Source organism: Proluteimonas luteida (assembly GCF_021191695.1).
Classification (GTDB): domain Bacteria; phylum Pseudomonadota; class Gammaproteobacteria; order Xanthomonadales; family Xanthomonadaceae; genus Luteimonas; species Luteimonas luteida.
This window is the reverse complement of sequence record NZ_JAIWPT010000001.1, coordinates 50,041-66,132: the sequence shown is the minus strand read 5'-3', so window position 1 is coordinate 66,132 and position 16,092 is coordinate 50,041. Positions and strand designations below refer to the sequence as shown.

General features: G+C 69.5%; 18 protein-coding genes and 1 other RNA gene. 4 read left to right on the top strand and 15 right to left on the bottom strand.

The genetic code is table 11. From position 1 onward, the window contains the following. Nucleotides 1–159: 159 nt before the first annotated feature. Entirely contained in the window at nucleotides 160–804 is a 645-nt protein-coding gene (locus LDO26_RS00285; RefSeq protein WP_232129067.1) for a response regulator, read from the bottom strand. A 146-nt stretch (nucleotides 805–950) separates the two neighbouring features. Here LDO26_RS00285 and LDO26_RS00280 point away from each other — a divergent pair, with 146 nt between their 5' ends. From LDO26_RS00280 to LDO26_RS00265, 4 genes are all read left to right on the top strand, one after another. Beyond that, the gene (locus tag LDO26_RS00280; RefSeq protein ID WP_232129066.1) at nucleotides 951–1,448 is read left to right on the top strand and encodes a hypothetical protein; all 498 of its coding nucleotides are present in this window, start codon (nucleotides 951–953) and stop codon (nucleotides 1,446–1,448) included. Nucleotides 1,449–1,589: 141 nt separating this feature from the next. After that, nucleotides 1,590–1,943, top strand: a transfer-messenger RNA (tmRNA) gene (ssrA, locus tag LDO26_RS00275). A gap of 180 nt (nucleotides 1,944–2,123) precedes the next feature. Then, entirely contained in the window at nucleotides 2,124–3,395 is a 1,272-nt protein-coding gene (locus LDO26_RS00270) for a tyrosine-type recombinase/integrase (RefSeq protein ID WP_232129065.1), read from the top strand. A 32-nt stretch (nucleotides 3,396–3,427) separates the two neighbouring features. After that, the gene (locus tag LDO26_RS00265) at nucleotides 3,428–4,276 is read left to right on the top strand and encodes a hypothetical protein (protein ID WP_232129064.1); all 849 of its coding nucleotides are present in this window, start codon (nucleotides 3,428–3,430) and stop codon (nucleotides 4,274–4,276) included. On the opposite strand, the gene LDO26_RS00260 is transcribed toward LDO26_RS00265, so the two are convergent. The 14 genes from LDO26_RS00260 to trbB all read right to left on the bottom strand — a co-directional run bounded on the left by LDO26_RS00260 (nucleotide 4,256) and on the right by trbB (nucleotide 16,070). Next, nucleotides 4,256–5,611 (bottom strand): hypothetical protein, encoded by a 1,356-nt coding sequence (locus LDO26_RS00260; protein ID WP_232129063.1) that lies wholly within the window; start codon nucleotides 5,609–5,611, stop codon nucleotides 4,256–4,258. The two genes, LDO26_RS00265 and LDO26_RS00260, sit on opposite strands and share 21 nt — an antisense overlap. Before the next feature lie 138 nt (nucleotides 5,612–5,749). Beyond that, nucleotides 5,750–6,280 carry an RES family NAD+ phosphorylase gene (locus tag LDO26_RS00255; protein WP_232129062.1) on the bottom strand — a complete coding sequence of 177 codons (531 nt, stop codon included), beginning with the start codon at nucleotides 6,278–6,280 and terminating at the stop codon, nucleotides 5,750–5,752. After that, entirely contained in the window at nucleotides 6,277–6,663 is a 387-nt protein-coding gene (locus LDO26_RS00250; RefSeq protein ID WP_232129061.1) for a hypothetical protein, read from the bottom strand. Before LDO26_RS00250 ends, LDO26_RS00255 begins: the two co-directional genes overlap by 4 nt. A gap of 53 nt (nucleotides 6,664–6,716) precedes the next feature. Further along, on the bottom strand, nucleotides 6,717–7,037 hold the full coding sequence (locus LDO26_RS00245; RefSeq protein WP_232129060.1) for a helix-turn-helix transcriptional regulator: 321 nt from the start codon (nucleotides 7,035–7,037) through the stop codon (nucleotides 6,717–6,719). Beyond that, entirely contained in the window at nucleotides 7,015–7,254 is a 240-nt protein-coding gene (locus LDO26_RS00240; RefSeq protein WP_232129059.1) for a DUF2274 domain-containing protein, read from the bottom strand. The genes LDO26_RS00245 and LDO26_RS00240 overlap by 23 nt, the downstream gene beginning before the upstream one ends. After that, the gene (locus LDO26_RS00235; protein ID WP_232129058.1) at nucleotides 7,251–8,528 is read right to left on the bottom strand and encodes a TraB/TrbI/VirB10 family type IV secretion system protein; all 1,278 of its coding nucleotides are present in this window, start codon (nucleotides 8,526–8,528) and stop codon (nucleotides 7,251–7,253) included. The genes LDO26_RS00240 and LDO26_RS00235 overlap by 4 nt, the downstream gene beginning before the upstream one ends. A 1-nt stretch (nucleotide 8,529) precedes the next feature. Next, the gene (gene trbG / locus LDO26_RS00230; protein ID WP_232129057.1) at nucleotides 8,530–9,504 is read right to left on the bottom strand and encodes a P-type conjugative transfer protein TrbG; all 975 of its coding nucleotides are present in this window, start codon (nucleotides 9,502–9,504) and stop codon (nucleotides 8,530–8,532) included. Continuing rightward, nucleotides 9,501–10,202: a conjugal transfer protein TrbF gene (gene trbF / locus LDO26_RS00225; RefSeq protein ID WP_232129056.1), complete on the bottom strand. Its 702-nt coding sequence runs from the start codon at nucleotides 10,200–10,202 to the stop codon at nucleotides 9,501–9,503. Before trbF ends, trbG begins: the two co-directional genes overlap by 4 nt. Before the next feature lie 11 nt (nucleotides 10,203–10,213). Beyond that, entirely contained in the window at nucleotides 10,214–11,332 is a 1,119-nt protein-coding gene (gene trbL, locus LDO26_RS00220; protein WP_232129055.1) for a P-type conjugative transfer protein TrbL, read from the bottom strand. A gap of 12 nt (nucleotides 11,333–11,344) precedes the next feature. Then, the gene (gene trbJ / locus LDO26_RS00215; RefSeq protein ID WP_232129054.1) at nucleotides 11,345–12,070 is read right to left on the bottom strand and encodes a P-type conjugative transfer protein TrbJ; all 726 of its coding nucleotides are present in this window, start codon (nucleotides 12,068–12,070) and stop codon (nucleotides 11,345–11,347) included. After that, nucleotides 12,067–14,514, bottom strand: a complete 2,448-nt coding sequence (gene trbE / locus LDO26_RS00210; RefSeq protein ID WP_232129053.1) for a conjugal transfer protein TrbE — start codon at nucleotides 14,512–14,514, stop codon at nucleotides 12,067–12,069. Before trbE ends, trbJ begins: the two co-directional genes overlap by 4 nt. A 2-nt stretch (nucleotides 14,515–14,516) precedes the next feature. Next, nucleotides 14,517–14,780, bottom strand: coding sequence for a VirB3 family type IV secretion system protein (locus LDO26_RS00205; protein WP_232129052.1), 264 nt, complete (start codon nucleotides 14,778–14,780; stop codon nucleotides 14,517–14,519). Beyond that, nucleotides 14,777–15,067, bottom strand: a complete 291-nt coding sequence (locus tag LDO26_RS00200) for a TrbC/VirB2 family type IV secretion system protein (RefSeq protein WP_343226144.1) — start codon at nucleotides 15,065–15,067, stop codon at nucleotides 14,777–14,779. Before LDO26_RS00200 ends, LDO26_RS00205 begins: the two co-directional genes overlap by 4 nt. Nucleotides 15,068–15,101: 34 nt before the next feature. After that, nucleotides 15,102–16,070, bottom strand: a complete 969-nt coding sequence (trbB, locus tag LDO26_RS00195; RefSeq protein WP_232129389.1) for a P-type conjugative transfer ATPase TrbB — start codon at nucleotides 16,068–16,070, stop codon at nucleotides 15,102–15,104. Between the last annotated feature and the right edge of the window lie 22 nt (nucleotides 16,071–16,092).

Sequence of the window (16,092 nt, the reverse complement as noted above, 5' to 3'; positions counted from 1 at the left end):
ACGGTCACCACCACGCGACCGGCATTCGTTGATCCGGTCCGCGAACCGCAGGAGCGCCCGCTGGGCGCGGCCTGCCTCCCATATCGCCAGAGGAGCAGTCATCGGCCGCTCCCGTCGATCGCGCTATTGTGCAAAGCCGGACCTGCAGGGAACTGGCCCTCAGACCACCTGCGACGGCGTCGTCAACCCATACTGGCTGGCCAGGCGGGCCAACGCGATGTTGTCCTGGATCTGCAGCTTCTCGAACAGCCGCGACTTGTGGGTGTTCACCGTCTTGGCGCTGAGGCTCAGGCGCTTGGCGACGTCTTCCTGGCGCAGCCCCTGCAGCAGCAGCATCGCCACCTCCAGCTCGCGCGGCGACAGCACGTCGAACGGCGTCCCGCCGCCGATACCGGCAAGCGCCAGGTTCTGGGCGATATTGCTGGCCAGGTAGCGCTTGCCGCGCGCGACGTCGCGCACCGCGCGCACCAGCTCGGCCGCGTTGCCGCCCTTGCCGACGTAGCCCGAGGCCCCGGCCTCGATCATGCGCCGCGGCATCGGGCCGTCCTCGAGCACCGAGACCGCGATCACCCGCGTTTCCGGCTGCCCCTTGACCACGCGCTCGGTGACCTCCAGGCCACTGACGCCCGGCAGATGCACGTCGCACAGCACGATGTCCGGTTTGAGCCTGCGGATCTGCGGCAACGCTTCCTCGCCGCTCTCGGCCTCGCCGACGACCTCGATGTCGGTCTCGCTCGCGAGGATCATGCGCATCCCCGTGCGCACCAGTGCATGGTCATCCACCATGAAGACCCGGATCGTCATCCCTGTACCCCTTCCGTCCGTTCCCGTCTGCGAGGCTACCCCCGCGCGCCGACCACGGCAAGCGGGGGTATTTCCGGCCATCACGGCGGCCACACCCCGCCTGCCCCATCCTCGGCGACACCCTGATCGATGCGGAGACGCCGCCGATGAAAACCCGCAAGGTCTACAGCGTCGACTCCCTGGCCGGAGCCCAGCGCGCGGTGCAGGCTGCCCGTGACGCCGGCATCGGAGACGACGACCTCTCGCTGATCGCCCGCGCGGACATCGAGCTCGAGCGCATTCCCGAACAGCAGAAGGACGCGTCGACCGATTTCAAGCACGCCGCGATGCGCGGTGCCGGGTACGGCGGCGCGACCGGCCTGCTGGCGGGCGTGGTCGCCGCTGTGGTGCCGCCACTGGGCATCACCCTTGCCGGCGTGGCCCTGACCACGCTGGCTGGCGCGGCGGTCGGCACCTGGGCCTCATCGATGGTCGGCGCGTCCCTGCCCGATCCGATCCGCCGCAAGTTCGAGGACGAGATCGAATCGGGCCGGATCCTCATCGTCGTCGACGCCGAGGGCGACACGCTCGACCGGGTCGAGAACGCCCTGCAGCACAGCGGTGCGGTGCACCTGCCGTACGACGAGCCCTCGGCGATGAGCTGAGGCGGTCATCCCGACCCGTTCGGATTGCTTGCCGAACAGCGCGTGCTGAACGTCGGATACCGCGGCGTGGATACCGAGCTTGCGACGGCGGCATCCGCCCCTATACTGCGTGCTGTCAGCGCAAGATCGACAGGATTCCCCGGGGGTGCACTGGCTTCGACGGGGGTCGCGAAATTGCCTGGTGCATGCCGAGGGGGCAGCTTTCCTCGTTAATCCAGCGGCAAAACTCTAGTTGCCAACGACGACAACTACGCTCTCGCCGCTTAAGGCGTAAGCCCCGAACCCACTTGTGCCCGTGCTCGTGGATGTAGGGTCATTATCACGGAACCGGCTGTGATGGCTGCCTGTCAGTCACGGCTTAACCAAAACAGGCTGGTCCCGGGGTGCGCTTTGCACACCGTGCTGCTCCGGGGCGAGATCCAACGGTGAGCTAAGCATGTAGTACCGGGGATGGAGTGCCTTCGGACGCGGGTTCGATTCCCGCCACCTCCACCATTCGAGGGTCCAGGACGGACCAAGAAAAGCCGAAATTCCTCCTAAAAACAGGGATTTCGGCTTTCTCTTTGTCTGATGCTCTACGCCCGAATCGGTAGAAATCTTGGGGTAAGTGGGGGTAACTTTGGGGGCAGCCGGACCTCCCCGGCACCAGTTACCCCAATCGAGTCGTCGCTTGCCATGCCCCTCACCGATACTGCGATCCGCAAGACCAAGCCCGGCCCCAAGCCGCGGAAGCTCTATGACGCCAAGGGCCTGTACCTCCTGCTGCGCCCTGACGGCAGCCGCTGGTGGCGCTGGAAGTACCGCCGCCCCGTGACCGGCAAGGAGAACACGCTCAGCCTGGGCGTCTATCCGGATACGGGACTTGCCGACGCGAGGGCCAAGCGCGACGAGGCGCGCAAACTGCTGGCCAATGGCGTGGACCCCGGCGAGCACCGCCGCGCGGAGAAGGCCGCCGGCAAGGAGCGCGCCGCCAACAGCTTCGAGGTCGTCGCCCGAGAGTGGATCGCCAAGCAGAAGTCGGGCTGGGTGGAGTCGCACGCAAGCCGCATCGAACTGCGGCTCAAGAACGACGTTTTCCCCTGGTTGGGTGGTCGTCCTGTGGCGGACATCGGCGCGCGTGAACTGCTGACGACGCTCAACCGAGTCGTCGACCGTGGCGCGGTCGAATCGGCGCACCGGATCTTGCAGAACTGCAGCCAGGTGTTCCGCTACGCAATCATCACTGCACGCGCGGACCGAAATCCGGCAGAGGATCTACGCGGCGCCCTACCCCCGGTCAAACCGACCCACCGTGCCGCGATCACCCAACCCAAGCGCATTGGCGAACTGCTGCGTGCGATCGACGCCTACAAGGGATCGCTCGTCACCAAGTGCGCGCTGAGGCTGGCCCCGCACGTCTTCTTGCGCCCAGGCGAACTGCGCCAAGCCGAATGGGAAGAGTTCGATCTGGATGTGGCCGAATGGAACATCCCGCCCGAGAAGATGAAGATGCGCTCGGCGCACCTCGTACCGCTCTCGACTCAGGCGCTGGCGATCCTCCGTGAGATCGAGCCGCTGACCGGCGGTGGGAAGTACGTTTTCCCGAGCGCGCGCACGGCCGATCGCCCGATGAGCGACAACGCCGTCCTCGCGGCCCTGCGCCGCATGGGCTTCTCGAAGGACGAAATGAGCGGGCACGGCTTCCGGGCCATGGCCCGCACGGTGCTGGATGAGGTGCTCAATGTCCGCCCCGACTACATCGAGCACCAGCTCGCGCATGCCGTGAAGGACCCCAATGGCCGTGCGTACAACCGAACGGCGCACCTGCACGAGCGCGTGCTGATGATGCAGGAGTGGGGCGACTACCTCGACATCCTCAAGGCCGGCGACAACGTCGTCCCGTTCCGCAAGAAGGGCGATAAAGATTCCAGCCGGATCGCTATCGCCGCCCGGAGGCGGGACACGTAAGATGGCCGGCAGGGGCGTATTGGGGACGAAACATGGCAGAGAGCACCGATAAGACCGATCGCCGGAAGCGGTGGCGCATCTCGCCGATCCTCACCTCGGCATTCGTGCTTTCAGTACTGACGGCAATGTTCTTTCTGCAGGGCCGCGCGCTCCGCGAAGGCTGGCTTCGCCACTTCGGTCTCGAAAGCGCGCAGTTCCCGATCAGCACCACCGACACCTATTGGCTGGCGCTGCATGGCTGGCTGAAGACGGCAGTCGGTTGGTTCAACAACGCCTGGGATTTCTACCTTGGCTACCTACCCAAGCTGATCCTGCCACTGGCGCTGTTTGCATTCGGGATGTATGCGTGGGAGTGGTTCAAAGCAAGGAGAGACCGAACCACCGCCAAGAATGAAGCCGAAGAAGCCTCGGAACCTGCCGGCAACATCGCACGAGGATGGCTGACCGCCGACGGCTGGAAAGCTTGGGCGACCCGCGCCGGCGTAGCGCTGGTGGCTGCGCCGATAGGTCTGGCGGTGTTCCCATTGATGCTGTTTCTGGCCGGCCTCCTGCTGGCTGCCTTGATCGGCACGGCCGTAGTGCCGTTCGACAAGGCCGGGAAACAGATGGCGTCCGATTTTTGCGAACGGCCCGTCACTCGCGCCGCAAGAATTGTGTTGACGGATGGCAGCGGCCATCCGGAATGGGGATATCGGATCGAGTGCAATCAGACCCTCTGCGCGATGATCCGTGATGGCAGGGTCTACGTTGTCCCGACGAGAAGCGTCGAGCGGATAGAGTTGCCATCGCTACTCAACAAGATTGATCCTAAACAGGATGACGAAACCGCACAGGAGCGCCTGTGCCCCGTCCCCGGTGACTCAGCGCCCGTACCAGCCTGATCTGACTCGCCGCCAGTACGCAGACGGATCAGGTATCTCCTCAACGGACTGTCCCTCGTCCTCGTCGTCCGCCTGCTCCAGGTTGGGTAGAGCCCACCAGTCGAGCGGTGTCTTCTCCCAGCTCCCGCGCCCTGAGAACCACTCGGGCACGGTCGCCTTCAGGGAAGTGGCGCCAGCGAAGTTCGAGATGACCGGATCCAGCAAGTCGGCCTGCTCCCTTGCCCAGGTCAGCCACTGCCTTCCGGCGGCCACGCTGCGCTCGTCCAGGTTCGCCATATGCGCTTCCACCGCACTGGTGAACCGCCGCAGGCGCACTGCCTGTTCCCATCGCTGCATGGAATCTACCAGGCGTGCCCGCAGCAGCCTTACTCGCTCGGCCTCCCTTGCCAGCTGCGCTCGCCGCGCCTCCTCCAAGTCGCGCTGACGCTGCCACTCGGCCCACTTTTCCCGTTCGGCCTTGATTCCTGCAGCCATGCCGGCAAGACCATCGAGGATGTCGGCGAGTCTGGTATCGATCGACGTGCGCTTGGTATCGGTCCAGTTTCGGCGCACGCCGTGCCCGCCGCGTTCGTCGATCTCGAAGGTCAGTTCGCCGCTTGAGACCCATTCCTTCCGGGGGTAGTAGGTTGGCGTGTAGTCCGATTGCCACGCCGCTCTTCGTCCGCGGCGTGGTGCCGGGGGCGGCGGTGGTTCTGGAATCTCGCGGCGGGTGAGCCGCTCCCTCAGCCCGACTTTCATCGCTTCTCCCTCATACGTCACGGTTGTCGTGCCCTCCTTGGTCACTGCCCAAGTGCAGCCGCGCCGTTCCGACTCCTTGATCAGCGTGTCCATCACGAGCAACGCTCGATCCAGCACGTCCGGCGTGATCCGGATGCACAAAGCTTCCTTGAAATCCAACGACAGACGCCCCTCGAACACCTCGGCGGAGCGCGCCAGTTTGAGCGTCCTCACTACCAGCGGATGCGGTTCCTCGAGAGTTGTCGGGACGACGACGGCCGTAGCCTCGTTTTCCGGGGATTCGCTGTCTCCTTCGCTCTTCGCACGCCTCGGCATGGAAGGCCTCGCTGCGACCAACGCCGCATACGCTTCCGGATCGACGACGCGAAAGCTGACGGTGCCATAGAACGGATCATGATTGGCAGGCAGCTTCGGTTTCTGGCGTGCCTTGGCGTCCTTCGCCCAGTAGCCTCGGCCTGGAAGCGGAATCTTTGCCCGTCGGCACGCCTTGCCTAGCGCGACGTCCGATACACCGATCTCCTTGGCCAACTGCAGCAGCGGCGTGGACCAAACCCGCTCGAACATCTCTTCGCGCGTAAAGCTGATGGCTTTGTACATTGACCGCAAGGCTTCCCACCAAGGGTCTTTAGAAGACGCTGATAGCCGCGAATCTCCCTACCGTTTCGCCATAAAATATCTGCGAAGCGTGACCAGCGTATTGGTATGGCTCCGGTATCGGCGCCATCGCCACGATGCTCAGCCCGGGCTCCGCCACGACTTTCGGTCGCGCGGCAGCAGCCCGTCGGGATCGTGGACTTCGAACACGTCGTCCGCGGTCAGCAGATCCGTGTAGACCACCAGGTTCACGCCGCCCGGCTGCTGCGTCGAGGGGAATGCCAGGCCGGTGGCGCCCGACGCCAGCACGCGGTCGGCCATCTCCCAGGTCGGCGGCTCGATGCGCTGGCGGAACCACAGGTCCTTCCAGGCGCAGTCCCACTCCCGCCACAGCGCGTCCCACGCCGGCGAGTAGCCGCCGCTGAAGTCAACGATGCGGGCGAGGGTGACTCGATATGAGGCCACTGTGCCGGGCGAAAACAAGCGTTCGGCCTGGCCGTACTCGGCGACGGCGGTGTCCGGCGCGGCCGACAGGTATACCGCGTGCGTGCCGGGACGGTTGAAGCGGCCGCCCTTGGCCGCCGCGCCGGCGCCGCTTCGGGGCTGGAACGCCCAGCTCGGTGTCAGCACCCGGTAGTACGCCGCGTCCGGCCCGACCGCGGCAAAGATCATCCGGTGGCGCCGGCCGACAAGTTGATCAGGTAGTCGCGCACCCCCTCGGCCAGCCCGTCGGCCACTAGCTGCTCGGCCGTCCGCCCATCCAGTTCCAGCAGCGGCACGTTGCGGAACCAGAACACGGCCCGCTGGCGGTCGCCGCCGGTCAGCTCCACCGCGATCGCCAGGACGTTGGCGGCGTCGCGCAGGAAGTCCTGCAGCTTCTCCGCATCCGGCGAGCGCGTGGTCGTGGTCCGGTGCACCTTCGCCAGTTCGGCCAGCCGCTGGGTGGTGATGTGCAGCACGCTGCTGAAGGCGGACGGCGAGAAGTAGGCCGCGCCCGGCTCCCGCAGCTCCTCCAGGAACCGGGCGGCGTGGTCGTGGTTCAGGACGGCATTCATGAGCACACCTGGGGCGACTGTGTGATGCAATTATGATGCATTTACGATGCATGTCAAGCACTTGGGTCCCTTGGCACCCCCTCGCCTGCGCTGGCCGGCTCGATCAACGCCAGTACGTCCTCGACCCGCCAGGCGGTGATGCGTGGACCCAAGGACCGGACCGGCTGGGGGTAGCGGCCGGACTTCACGCCCGCCCACCAGGTCGAGCGCGAGACGGGGATGATGGCGGGCAACGCCGGCCTGCCGTTGCGAGCCGGCCGACCGACGATCTGGTGCAGCCGCAGGTAGCCGGTCTCGGGCAGCGGACAGGGCTCCGCGGATTCGACCGTGTTGGCGGGAGGCGTGGATTGACTATGGGTCGCGTCGCGCGGCATGGCTCGCCCTCCTTTTCTTGAACTCACGATCCCGCGCCATGAAGGCTTCGAGCATGTGCGGGACCAGCGTGGCGGCGTCGATCGGATCGCCGTAGGTCTGTGCGTGCAGGGCGGCGTAGCTTTCGAGGTCGGCCTGCAGCGCCTTGGTGCAGTTGAAGCTGAAGCGGACGGTTTCAGTCTTGGGCAAAGGGCCGAGGCGCAGCTTGTTCGCGCTCATGGCAACGCTCCCTGCCGAAAGCTCGCCGGGCGGTACGGGCGCAGCGCCAGGTCGCGGCTGACGATCACGCGCACGGGCATGCCGGGGCGGACGGTCAGGGTCGGCTGCACGTCGAGGTTGCGGCGAGTCATCTCCTGGCCGACCTGGTTGATGACCTCCTGCGCGCTGTCGCGGCCGGCGATGATGATGCGGTCGCCGTCGCCGCGGTTCTGCGGCGCGGCCAACTCGGCGCCGACGCCCAGCAGGGTGGTCAGTGCGGCGCCGGCGAACAGGCGGCGCCAGTGCATGTCCACGCCGTCCTCCAGTCCGGCGTAGCCGGCCGGGTCGGCACCGTCGAAGTCGTCCAGCGACAGCGAGGAGGTGTCCGGCAGGATGACGCGGTGCCAAACCACCTGCACCCGGCGCTGGCCGTAGCCGATCTGGCTGTCGTAGCGGCCGAGCAGGCGCGAGCCCTGCGGGATCAGCAGGTGCCGGCCGGTCGCGGTGTCGTAGACCGGTTCGGTCACGGTCGCGATCACGTCGCCCGGCAGGTCGGAGCGGATGCCGGTGACCAGGGCGGCCGCCACCACGGTGCCAGCCATCACCTGGTACGGCGAGGCCGGCGGCTGCAGTTCGCCGCGGTTGCGGGTGTCGGCCGCATCAGCGACGGGAGACGCCTCATGCCGGCCGGCCGGCGTGTCCGCCATTTGCGCGGACAGCATCGCCAGCGGATCGGCATGCGCCGGCGTCGCGGGCGATCCCGATTCCGTCGTCCCGGCAACGCGCGACGGCGCCTGCGCCACACCGCCGAAGAACACCGGCGAGCGCATCGCCTCCTCCGCCTCCTTCACCTGCGCCAGCCGTTCGGCTTCGGCCGGGTCCTCGCCGTAGGCGTAGCCCTGCGCCTCGCGCTCGGCGCGCAGGATCGGCGCGCCCAGGTCGCCGGGCAGCGGTTCACCCAGTTCCGGCACGCCGGGCGACAGCGTCTCGTCCTCCGGCTCCTCCACGGGCGCCGGCGGCAGCAGCGTGGTGTAGTCGGCGGGCAGCCGCTGCAACGCCTCGGTATGCGCGACGCGCTCGACGTTGTGCAGTTCCGCCGGCGCCTCCAGCGCCCGCCGCTGCGAGGACTGCAGCGACCACCACGTCGCGCCCAGCACCGCAACGGCCAGCACACCGGCGAGCACGATCAGCAGCCGCCGGTTGAGCCTCGTCACCGGGCGCGGCGGCGCGCGCAGCGCGACCGACTCCGGCGGCAGCTTGGGCGGCGGCGACGAAGGCGCGGCCTGCGCATTCATGTCAGCGGCGCCCCGCTCGGTCGGTGCGCTCGATGCGCACCACCTCGGCGCGGTCGCCGCCCAGGCGCAGCTCCGCGGCGGCGAACAGCCGGTCGACGACGTAGTACGGCGCCATGTACCGGTAGTTCACCAACTGCCCCTCGCCCTGCGGCCCGACCACGAACAGCGGCGGCAACTCGCCCTGCGCGATGCCGGCCGGGAACTGGATGTAGACCTGGCGCCCGTCGTCGAAGGCCTGCCGCGGCTTCCACGGCGGGTTGCCGCCGCGGATCGCGTAGCGGAAGCGCAGGTCCTGCAGCGGCAGCCCGACCTGCGTGACCGGAGGCGTTTCCTGCGCCCGCCGCTGCAGCGCCCGCATCCGGTCCTGCGGATAGTCCCAGGACACCGAGGCCATCCACGTCTGCTCGGTCGAGGTCAGCTCGATCAGGTACGTGCGCCGGTCGGTGGTGATGACGAGATTGGTCTGCAGATCGGGACGCGTGGGCTTCACCAGCACGCTCACGCGTTGCTCGCCGCCGCTGCCGCTCACCGTGTCGCCGACGATCCAGCGCACCGTGTCACCGGCGGCCACGGTCACCAGTTGCTCGCCCGGCTGCAGCGCGATCAGCGTCACCCGGCCGGGGCTGGCGTAGACCTGGTACAGCGCGCCCTCGGCGTAGGGCCAGACCTGCACCGCGTTGACGAAGCCGTCGTGGGCCGGCGCCACCCGCGCCTCGTCGAGCGCGCGCGTCACCCCGGCCTGCACGTTGGCAGGCTTCTCCGCGACAACAGGCTTCTCCGGCAACGGCTTCAGCTGGCCCGGCAGCGGCAGCGGTTCCGGCACCGCGACGACTTCCGCCGCCGGCCCGACCTCCACCACCGCGGACACCGGCGCCGGCTCGTCCAGCACGATCGCCGGCGACTTCTTTCCTGACGACGCGCAGCCGGCCAGCACCAGTCCCAGCGGCAGCACGACAATACGCAACCACACGTTCATGGCGTCACTCCTTCCGTATCGAGTTCACGGCTCCAGGACAGGCCGTTGACGTAGATCCCCAGCGGATTGCGGCGCAGCGCCTCCGCTGTGCGCGGCGGCTGCAGCACGACCGGGATCACCGCCGTCCACCGCTCCAGCCCCGCACCGGCGCCGTCCACGTAGCGCCGCTCGGTCCAGCGCACCTGGAACGAGCTGTCGCTCAGCCGCACCACGCTGGTGATCTGCACCACCACCGTCTCTCGGCCGATGCGCGCGAACGGGTCGTTGCTGCGCGCGTAGTCGTTCAGTGCCGCCGCGCCGCGGTCGGTGGTGTAGTCGTAGGCGTCGAGCCAGTTCTGCCGCACCACCACCGGGTCGATCGACAGCGAGCGCACCAGGGTCACGAAGCGGGCGAGGTGGTGCGCCATCTGTGCCTCGGTCGGCCGGTACGGCGTCACCGCCTCGCCGACCGCGCGCACCTGTCCGCCGCTGTCCACCTCCACGACGTAAGGCGTCACGACGGACTGCGCCGAACGCCACACCAGACCGGCGGCCATGCCGATGGCGAGCAGCAGGCAGCCGAAGGCCATCAGCCGCCAGTTCGCCGCCTGCGCGCGGGCGCTGCCCAGGCGCGCATCCCACACCTGCCCGGCCGCCTGGTACGGCGTCGCCGGTTCCGGTGTCTCCGCGTAGCGCACGCGCGGTCGCCTGAAGCGCATCGTCGTCTCCTTCACCGATTCGAGGGATCGCGCAGCGTCGGCGAGGCGCCGCCACCACCGGAATCGCCGCTGCGCAGCACGTGGGCGGCCGTCGCCGCGCCGTGCATCGCGCTCCTGCCGCGCTCGCGAAGCCGCTGCGCCCAGGCGGGCGTCTCGCCCGTGCCCGGGGGACGCGTCGCCACAGACGTACCACCACCGGCGCGCGACGCAGACGCCGCAGGAGTGGACGCCGTCCTCGCCGCCATCGCGGCGCGGCCCGCGCCCACTGCGGCGCCCACCGCCGTGACGCTCCCGGCCACGCCCAGGGCCGTGCCTGCCGCGGCGCCGGCGCTGAGCTGCGGCCCACCGGACACCAGCCCGGTCGCGATGCCCGGCCCGAAGATCCCGAGCCCCAGCAGCGTCAGCGACCCGAGCATCACCGCCAGCGCGTAGTCGAGCGACGGCTCGTCCGGCACCGCGCGGAACTCGTCGAACAGCCCGGTGCCGATGCCGACGATCACCGCCAGCACCAGCACCTTGATCCCGGACGACACCACGTTGCCCAGCACCTTCTCGGCCAGGAACGCGGTCTTGTTCCACAGCGCGAACGGCACCAGCACGAAACCGGCGAGCGTCGTCAGCTTGAACTCGATCAACGTGACGAACAGCTGCACCGACAGCACGAAGAAACTGACGATCACCACCAGCCACGCCAGGAACAGCACCACGATCGGATCGAGGTTGGCGAACACCTGCGGGAACCCCGCCAGCTCGCCGATCTGGTCGAGGATCGGCTGCCCGGCGTCCACGCCCACCTTCGCCAACCGCCCCGGCTGCAGGAACTCGGCCTCGCTCAGCGTCGAACCCGAGGCGGTCAACCCCAGCCCCGCGAACGAACGGAACAGGATGCCGGCCAGCGCATTGAAGTTGCCGAGGATGAAGGCGAACGCGCCCACGTACAGCACCTTGCGGATCAACCGCCCCATCACCTCCTGCCCACCCATCGCCCAGAACAGCCCGGCCAGGGTCATGTCGATGACCACCAGCGTGGCGGTCAGGAACGCGACCTCGCTCCCGAGCAGGCCGAAGCCCGAGTCGATGTAGCGCGAGTACACGTCGAGGAACCGGTCGATGACCGCAACGTCGTCCACGTCCGCGCTCCGTCAGTCGCCGTAGAACCGCACCGGCGTCGGCGTGTACGGCACGCCCTCGCCGCGGAACCGGCGGCGCACCTCGCGCGCCTGTTCATGTACGGCCAGCGTGCGCGCGTGCTCCAGCGCCACCGCGCGATCCTGCGCAAGCTGCAGCTGCTGGCCCTGGATCGACTGCCGCGCCCGCAGCGCCAGCAGCTGGTTGGTGGCCTGCACCGCCTGCAACTGCCCGTCCGCCGACTGGCTGCGCGCCACCAGGTCGCCCAGCGCCCGTTCGTCCACGGCGAAGTTCTCCACCGCCTGCGCCTGCAGCCGGGTCGCGGTGTGCAGTGCGTCGAGCGAGTTGCGCCAGCGCTCGCGCGCATCGGACGCCATCTCGCTGCCGCTGACCGCGGCGGTGTAGCGCTCCGGGTACAGGCGCCGGAACTGCGCATCCATGCGCGAGACCTCGAACGCCAGCCCGCGTGCCTCGTCGATCAACCGCTGGCTGTCGGCCAGCGCCGAACGCAGTTCCTGCAAGGCGCTGAAATCCAGCCCCGCGAGGTTGCGGGCATCGTTCGCCAGCATCTGCGCCTCGTTCTGCAGCGAGTGCACCTGGTGGTTGATCTGCTCCAGCGTGCGCGCGGCAGTGAGCAGGTTCTGCTGGAAGTTGGCCGGATCGAACACGGCCACCTGCGCCTGCGCGGTGCCCGCGAGCAACGCACCGGCGACGAACAGCGACAGCAAGGTCTTCTTCATGACGCGATCTCCGGATCGGGGGAAGGAACGCCGGCGCCCGGCGCCGGCGATTGGGACAGCAGGTTCGCGGCCCAGCCGAGGCCGCGCTCGCGCAGCCAGGCGCCGGCGAAGCCCGGCACACCGGCCTCGGCGAGCACGCGGTCGATGTCGCGCTGGTCGGCCGGCGTCGCAGCGCCGGCGAACGCCAGCGCCAGCGGCCCCAGGTCCAGGTCGAACAGCCTGTTGCCCACCCGCGACTGGTAGTAGTAGTCGCGCTTGGGCTGCGCGGTCGCGACCAGCTCGATCTGCCGGGCGTTGAGCCCGAACCCCTCGTAGACGGCGCGTACCTGCGGCTCCATCGCCTGCGGGTTGGGCAGGAAGATCCGGCTGGCGCAGCTCTCGACGATCGCCGGCGCGATCGAGGACTGCTGCACGTCCGCCAGCGACTGCGTGGCGAACACCACCGCCACGTTCTTCTTGCGCAGCGTCTTGAGCCACTGGCGGATGCGCGCGGCGAACACCGGGTCGTCGAGGAACAGCCATGCCTCGTCCAGCACCAGCAGCGCGGGCGATCCGTCGAAGCGTTCCTCGAACCGCGCGAACAGGTAGCGCAGCACCGCCAGCGTCGCCGCGCGGCTGCCGGTCAGCGCCTCCATCTCGAAACCCTGCACGTCAGCCGAACCGAGCGCGTCGCGGTCGGCGTCGAGCAGCTTGCCGTGCGCCCCGCCCAGCACGTAGGGCGCCAGCGCCTGCCGCAGCGCGTTCGACTGCAGCAGCACCGACAGCCCGGTCAGCGTGCGCTGCTCCACCGGCGCCCCGGCGAGGTTGCCCAACGCCGACCAGACCGCGTCCTTCTCGGCCAGGCCCACGTCCACGCCCTCCTGCCGCAGCCGCTCCTCGACCCACTCCGCGGCGAAGCCGCGGTAGCCGGCCTCGTCGATCCCGGCCAGCGGCTGGAACGCCAGCCCCTCCCCGCCGAGGTCGTAGTGCTCGCCGCCCAGCCCCAGGATCGCGGCGCGCAGCGAGCGGCCCATGTCGAATACGAACAGGCGCGAGCCGGCATAGCGCCGGAACTGCAGCAGCAGCGTCGCCAGCAGCACCGACTTGCCGGCGCCGGTCGGCCCCACCACCAGCGTGTGCCCCACGTCGCCCACATGCAGCGACAGCCGGAACGGCGTCGCCCCGTCGGTGCGGCACACCAGCAGCGGCGGCCCGTCCAGGTGCGCGTTGCGCTCCGGCCCCGCCCACACCGCCGACACCGGCATCAGGTGCGCCAGGTTCAGGGTCGAGACGATCGGCTGGCGCACGTTGGCGTAGGCGTTGCCGGGGATCGACGACAGCCAGGCTTCCACCGCGTTGAGCGTTTCCGGCACGGTCACGAAGCCGCGTCCCTGGATCACCCGCTCCACCTGCCGCCGCCGCTCGTCCGCCGCGTCGGCGTCGCGGTCCAGCACCGTCACCGTCGCGGTGACGTAGCCAAAGGCGACCGCGTCGCTCCCAAGCTCCTGCAGCGCCGCGTCCGCGTCGGTCGCGTTGTTCGCCGCGTCGTTGTCCACCAGCGGGCTCTCCTGCTGGAACAGGGTCTCGCGCAGCAGCGCCACCACCGACTTGCGCTTGGCGAACCACTGGCGGCGCAGCCGCGCGAGTGCCTTCTCCGCCTCCGCCTTGTCCAGGCACAGGAAGCGCGTGACCCAGCGATAGCCGAACCCGAGCCGGTTCAGCTCGTCCAGCACCCCCGGCCAGGTCGAGGTCGGGAACGCGCGCACCGTCACCGTGCGCAGGTGCGCCTCGCCCAGCACCGGCGCCAGCCCGCCGGACAGCGGGCAGTCCGCCAGCAGCGCGTCGAGGTGGAACGGCACGGCCGGCACCGCCACCGCGTGCCGGCGCGTCGAGACGCAGCCGTGCAGGTAGGTGAGCGTCGCCGCATCGTCCAGCCATGCCAGCGCCGGCATCACCCCGTCGAGCAGGTCGTAGAGCCGGTCGGACTCGGCGACGAACGCCGCCAGCCGCTCGCGCCAGTCCGCCCCGCCCTTCGCCGCGTGCTCGTACAGCACGCTCGCCGCCCGCGCCCGCGCATCCTCCGGCGGCAGGTACTGCAGGGTCAGGAAGTAGCGGCTCTCGAAGTGCGCGCCGACCTGCTCGAAGGCCGCACGCCGCTCCTCGTCCACCAGCCACGACAGCGGTTCCGGGAAATCCGACACCGGATACCCGGCCGCCTCATGCCGCTCGGCCTCCACGTAGATCGCCCAGCCCGAGCCCAGCCGCCTGAGCGCATTGTTGAGCCGCGCGCTCACCGACACCAGCTCCGCCTCCGTGGCGCTGTCCAGGTCCGGCCCGCGCAGGCGCGCGGTGCGCTGGAAGCTGCCGTCCTTGTTCAGTACCACGCCCGGCGCCACCAGCCCGGCCCACGGCAGCCAGTCGGCGAGCAGGGCGGGACGCTTGCGGTACTCGGCCAGGTGCAGCATGGCTACGCGTCCAGCAGCACGCGGTGCTTGAGATGCCGCGCGAACACGGCCATGAACTGCGGATCCAGCCGCGCGCCCCAGACCGCGAGCGAATGCCCCACGATCCACAGCACCAGCCCGGGGATCCACAGCTGCAACCCCAGCCCCACGGCCGCGGCCAGCGTGCCGTTGGCGATCGCCACCGTGCGCGGCGCCCCGCCCAGCAGGATCGGCTGGGTCAGCGCCCGGTGCAGCGGCACCTCGAAGCCGGGCAGCTCGGCGCTCACGCCACCACCGCCCCACCGGAGAACGAGAAGAACGACAGGAAGAACGAGGACGCCGCGAACGCGATCGACAGCCCGAACACGATCTGGATCAGCCGCCGGAACCCGCCCGAGGTATCGCCGAAGGCCAGCGTCAGCCCGGTGATGATGATGATGATCACCGCGATGATCCGCGCCACCGGCCCCTGGATCGAGTCCAGGATCGCCTGCAGCGGCCCCTCCCACGGCATCGCCGAACCGGCCGCCTGCGCCCCGGCCGCCAGCAGCATCAGCAGCACGCCCGGCAGCATCCAGTGCAGCTCGCGCGCCCGCACAGGCGCGGCATCACGTCGCGTCGTCATGACCATCTCCATCGGAAGGAAAAGGAATCGGCGCCTGCGCCAGCTCGTCGCGCGAGGCCAGCTGGTAGCCGTCGCCGTCGCAGCCGGTCACGCAGGCGATGTCGCGCACCTGCCGCGCGCGCCCGCGCCCGGCGATGAACACGATCACGTTCACCGTCTCGGCGATCAGCGCCCGCGGCGGCGTCAGCGCCACCTCCAGGATCAGCTGCTCCAGCCGCAGCAGCGCGCCCAGCGCGGAGCCGGCGTGCACCGTGGCGATCCCGCCCGGGTGCCCCGTGCCCCACACCTTCACCAGGTCCAGCGCCTCGCCGCCGCGCACCTCGCCCACCACCACCCGGTCGGGCCGCAGGCGCATCGCCGAGCGCACCAGGTCGGCCATCGACACCACGCCCGGCTGCGTGCGCAGCGGCACGTGATCGCGCGCCGCGCACTGCAGCTCCACCGTGTCCTCCAGCACCAGCACCCGGTCGCCGGTCGCGGCCACCTCCGCCAGCAGCGCGTTGGCCAGCGTGGTCTTGCCGGTGCTGGTGCCGCCGGCGATCAGCACGTTCTGCCGCTCGTGCACCGCGCTGCGCAGGAACGCCGCCTGCGCCGCAGTGAGGATGCCGCCGGCCACATAGTCGGCCAGCCGCAGCACCCCGACCGCGCGCTTGCGCAGCGAGAACGCTGGCGCCGTCACCACCGGCGGCAGCACGCCTTCGAAGCGCTCGCCGGTCTCGGGCAGCTCCGCGGTCAGCAGCGGCCTGCCGGCGTGCACCTCGGCGTGCACGTGCGAGGCCACCAGCCGCACGATCCGCTCGCCGTCGCCCGTCGGCAGGGTCACTCCCATCGGCGTCCGCCCCGACGACAGCTTGTCGATCCACAGCGCCCCGTCCGGGTTGAGCATCACCTCGACCACGTCCGGGTCCTCCAGCGCGCGGGCGATCACCGGCCCCATCGCCGTGCGCAGCATCCGCACACGCCGGTCCTGCGAC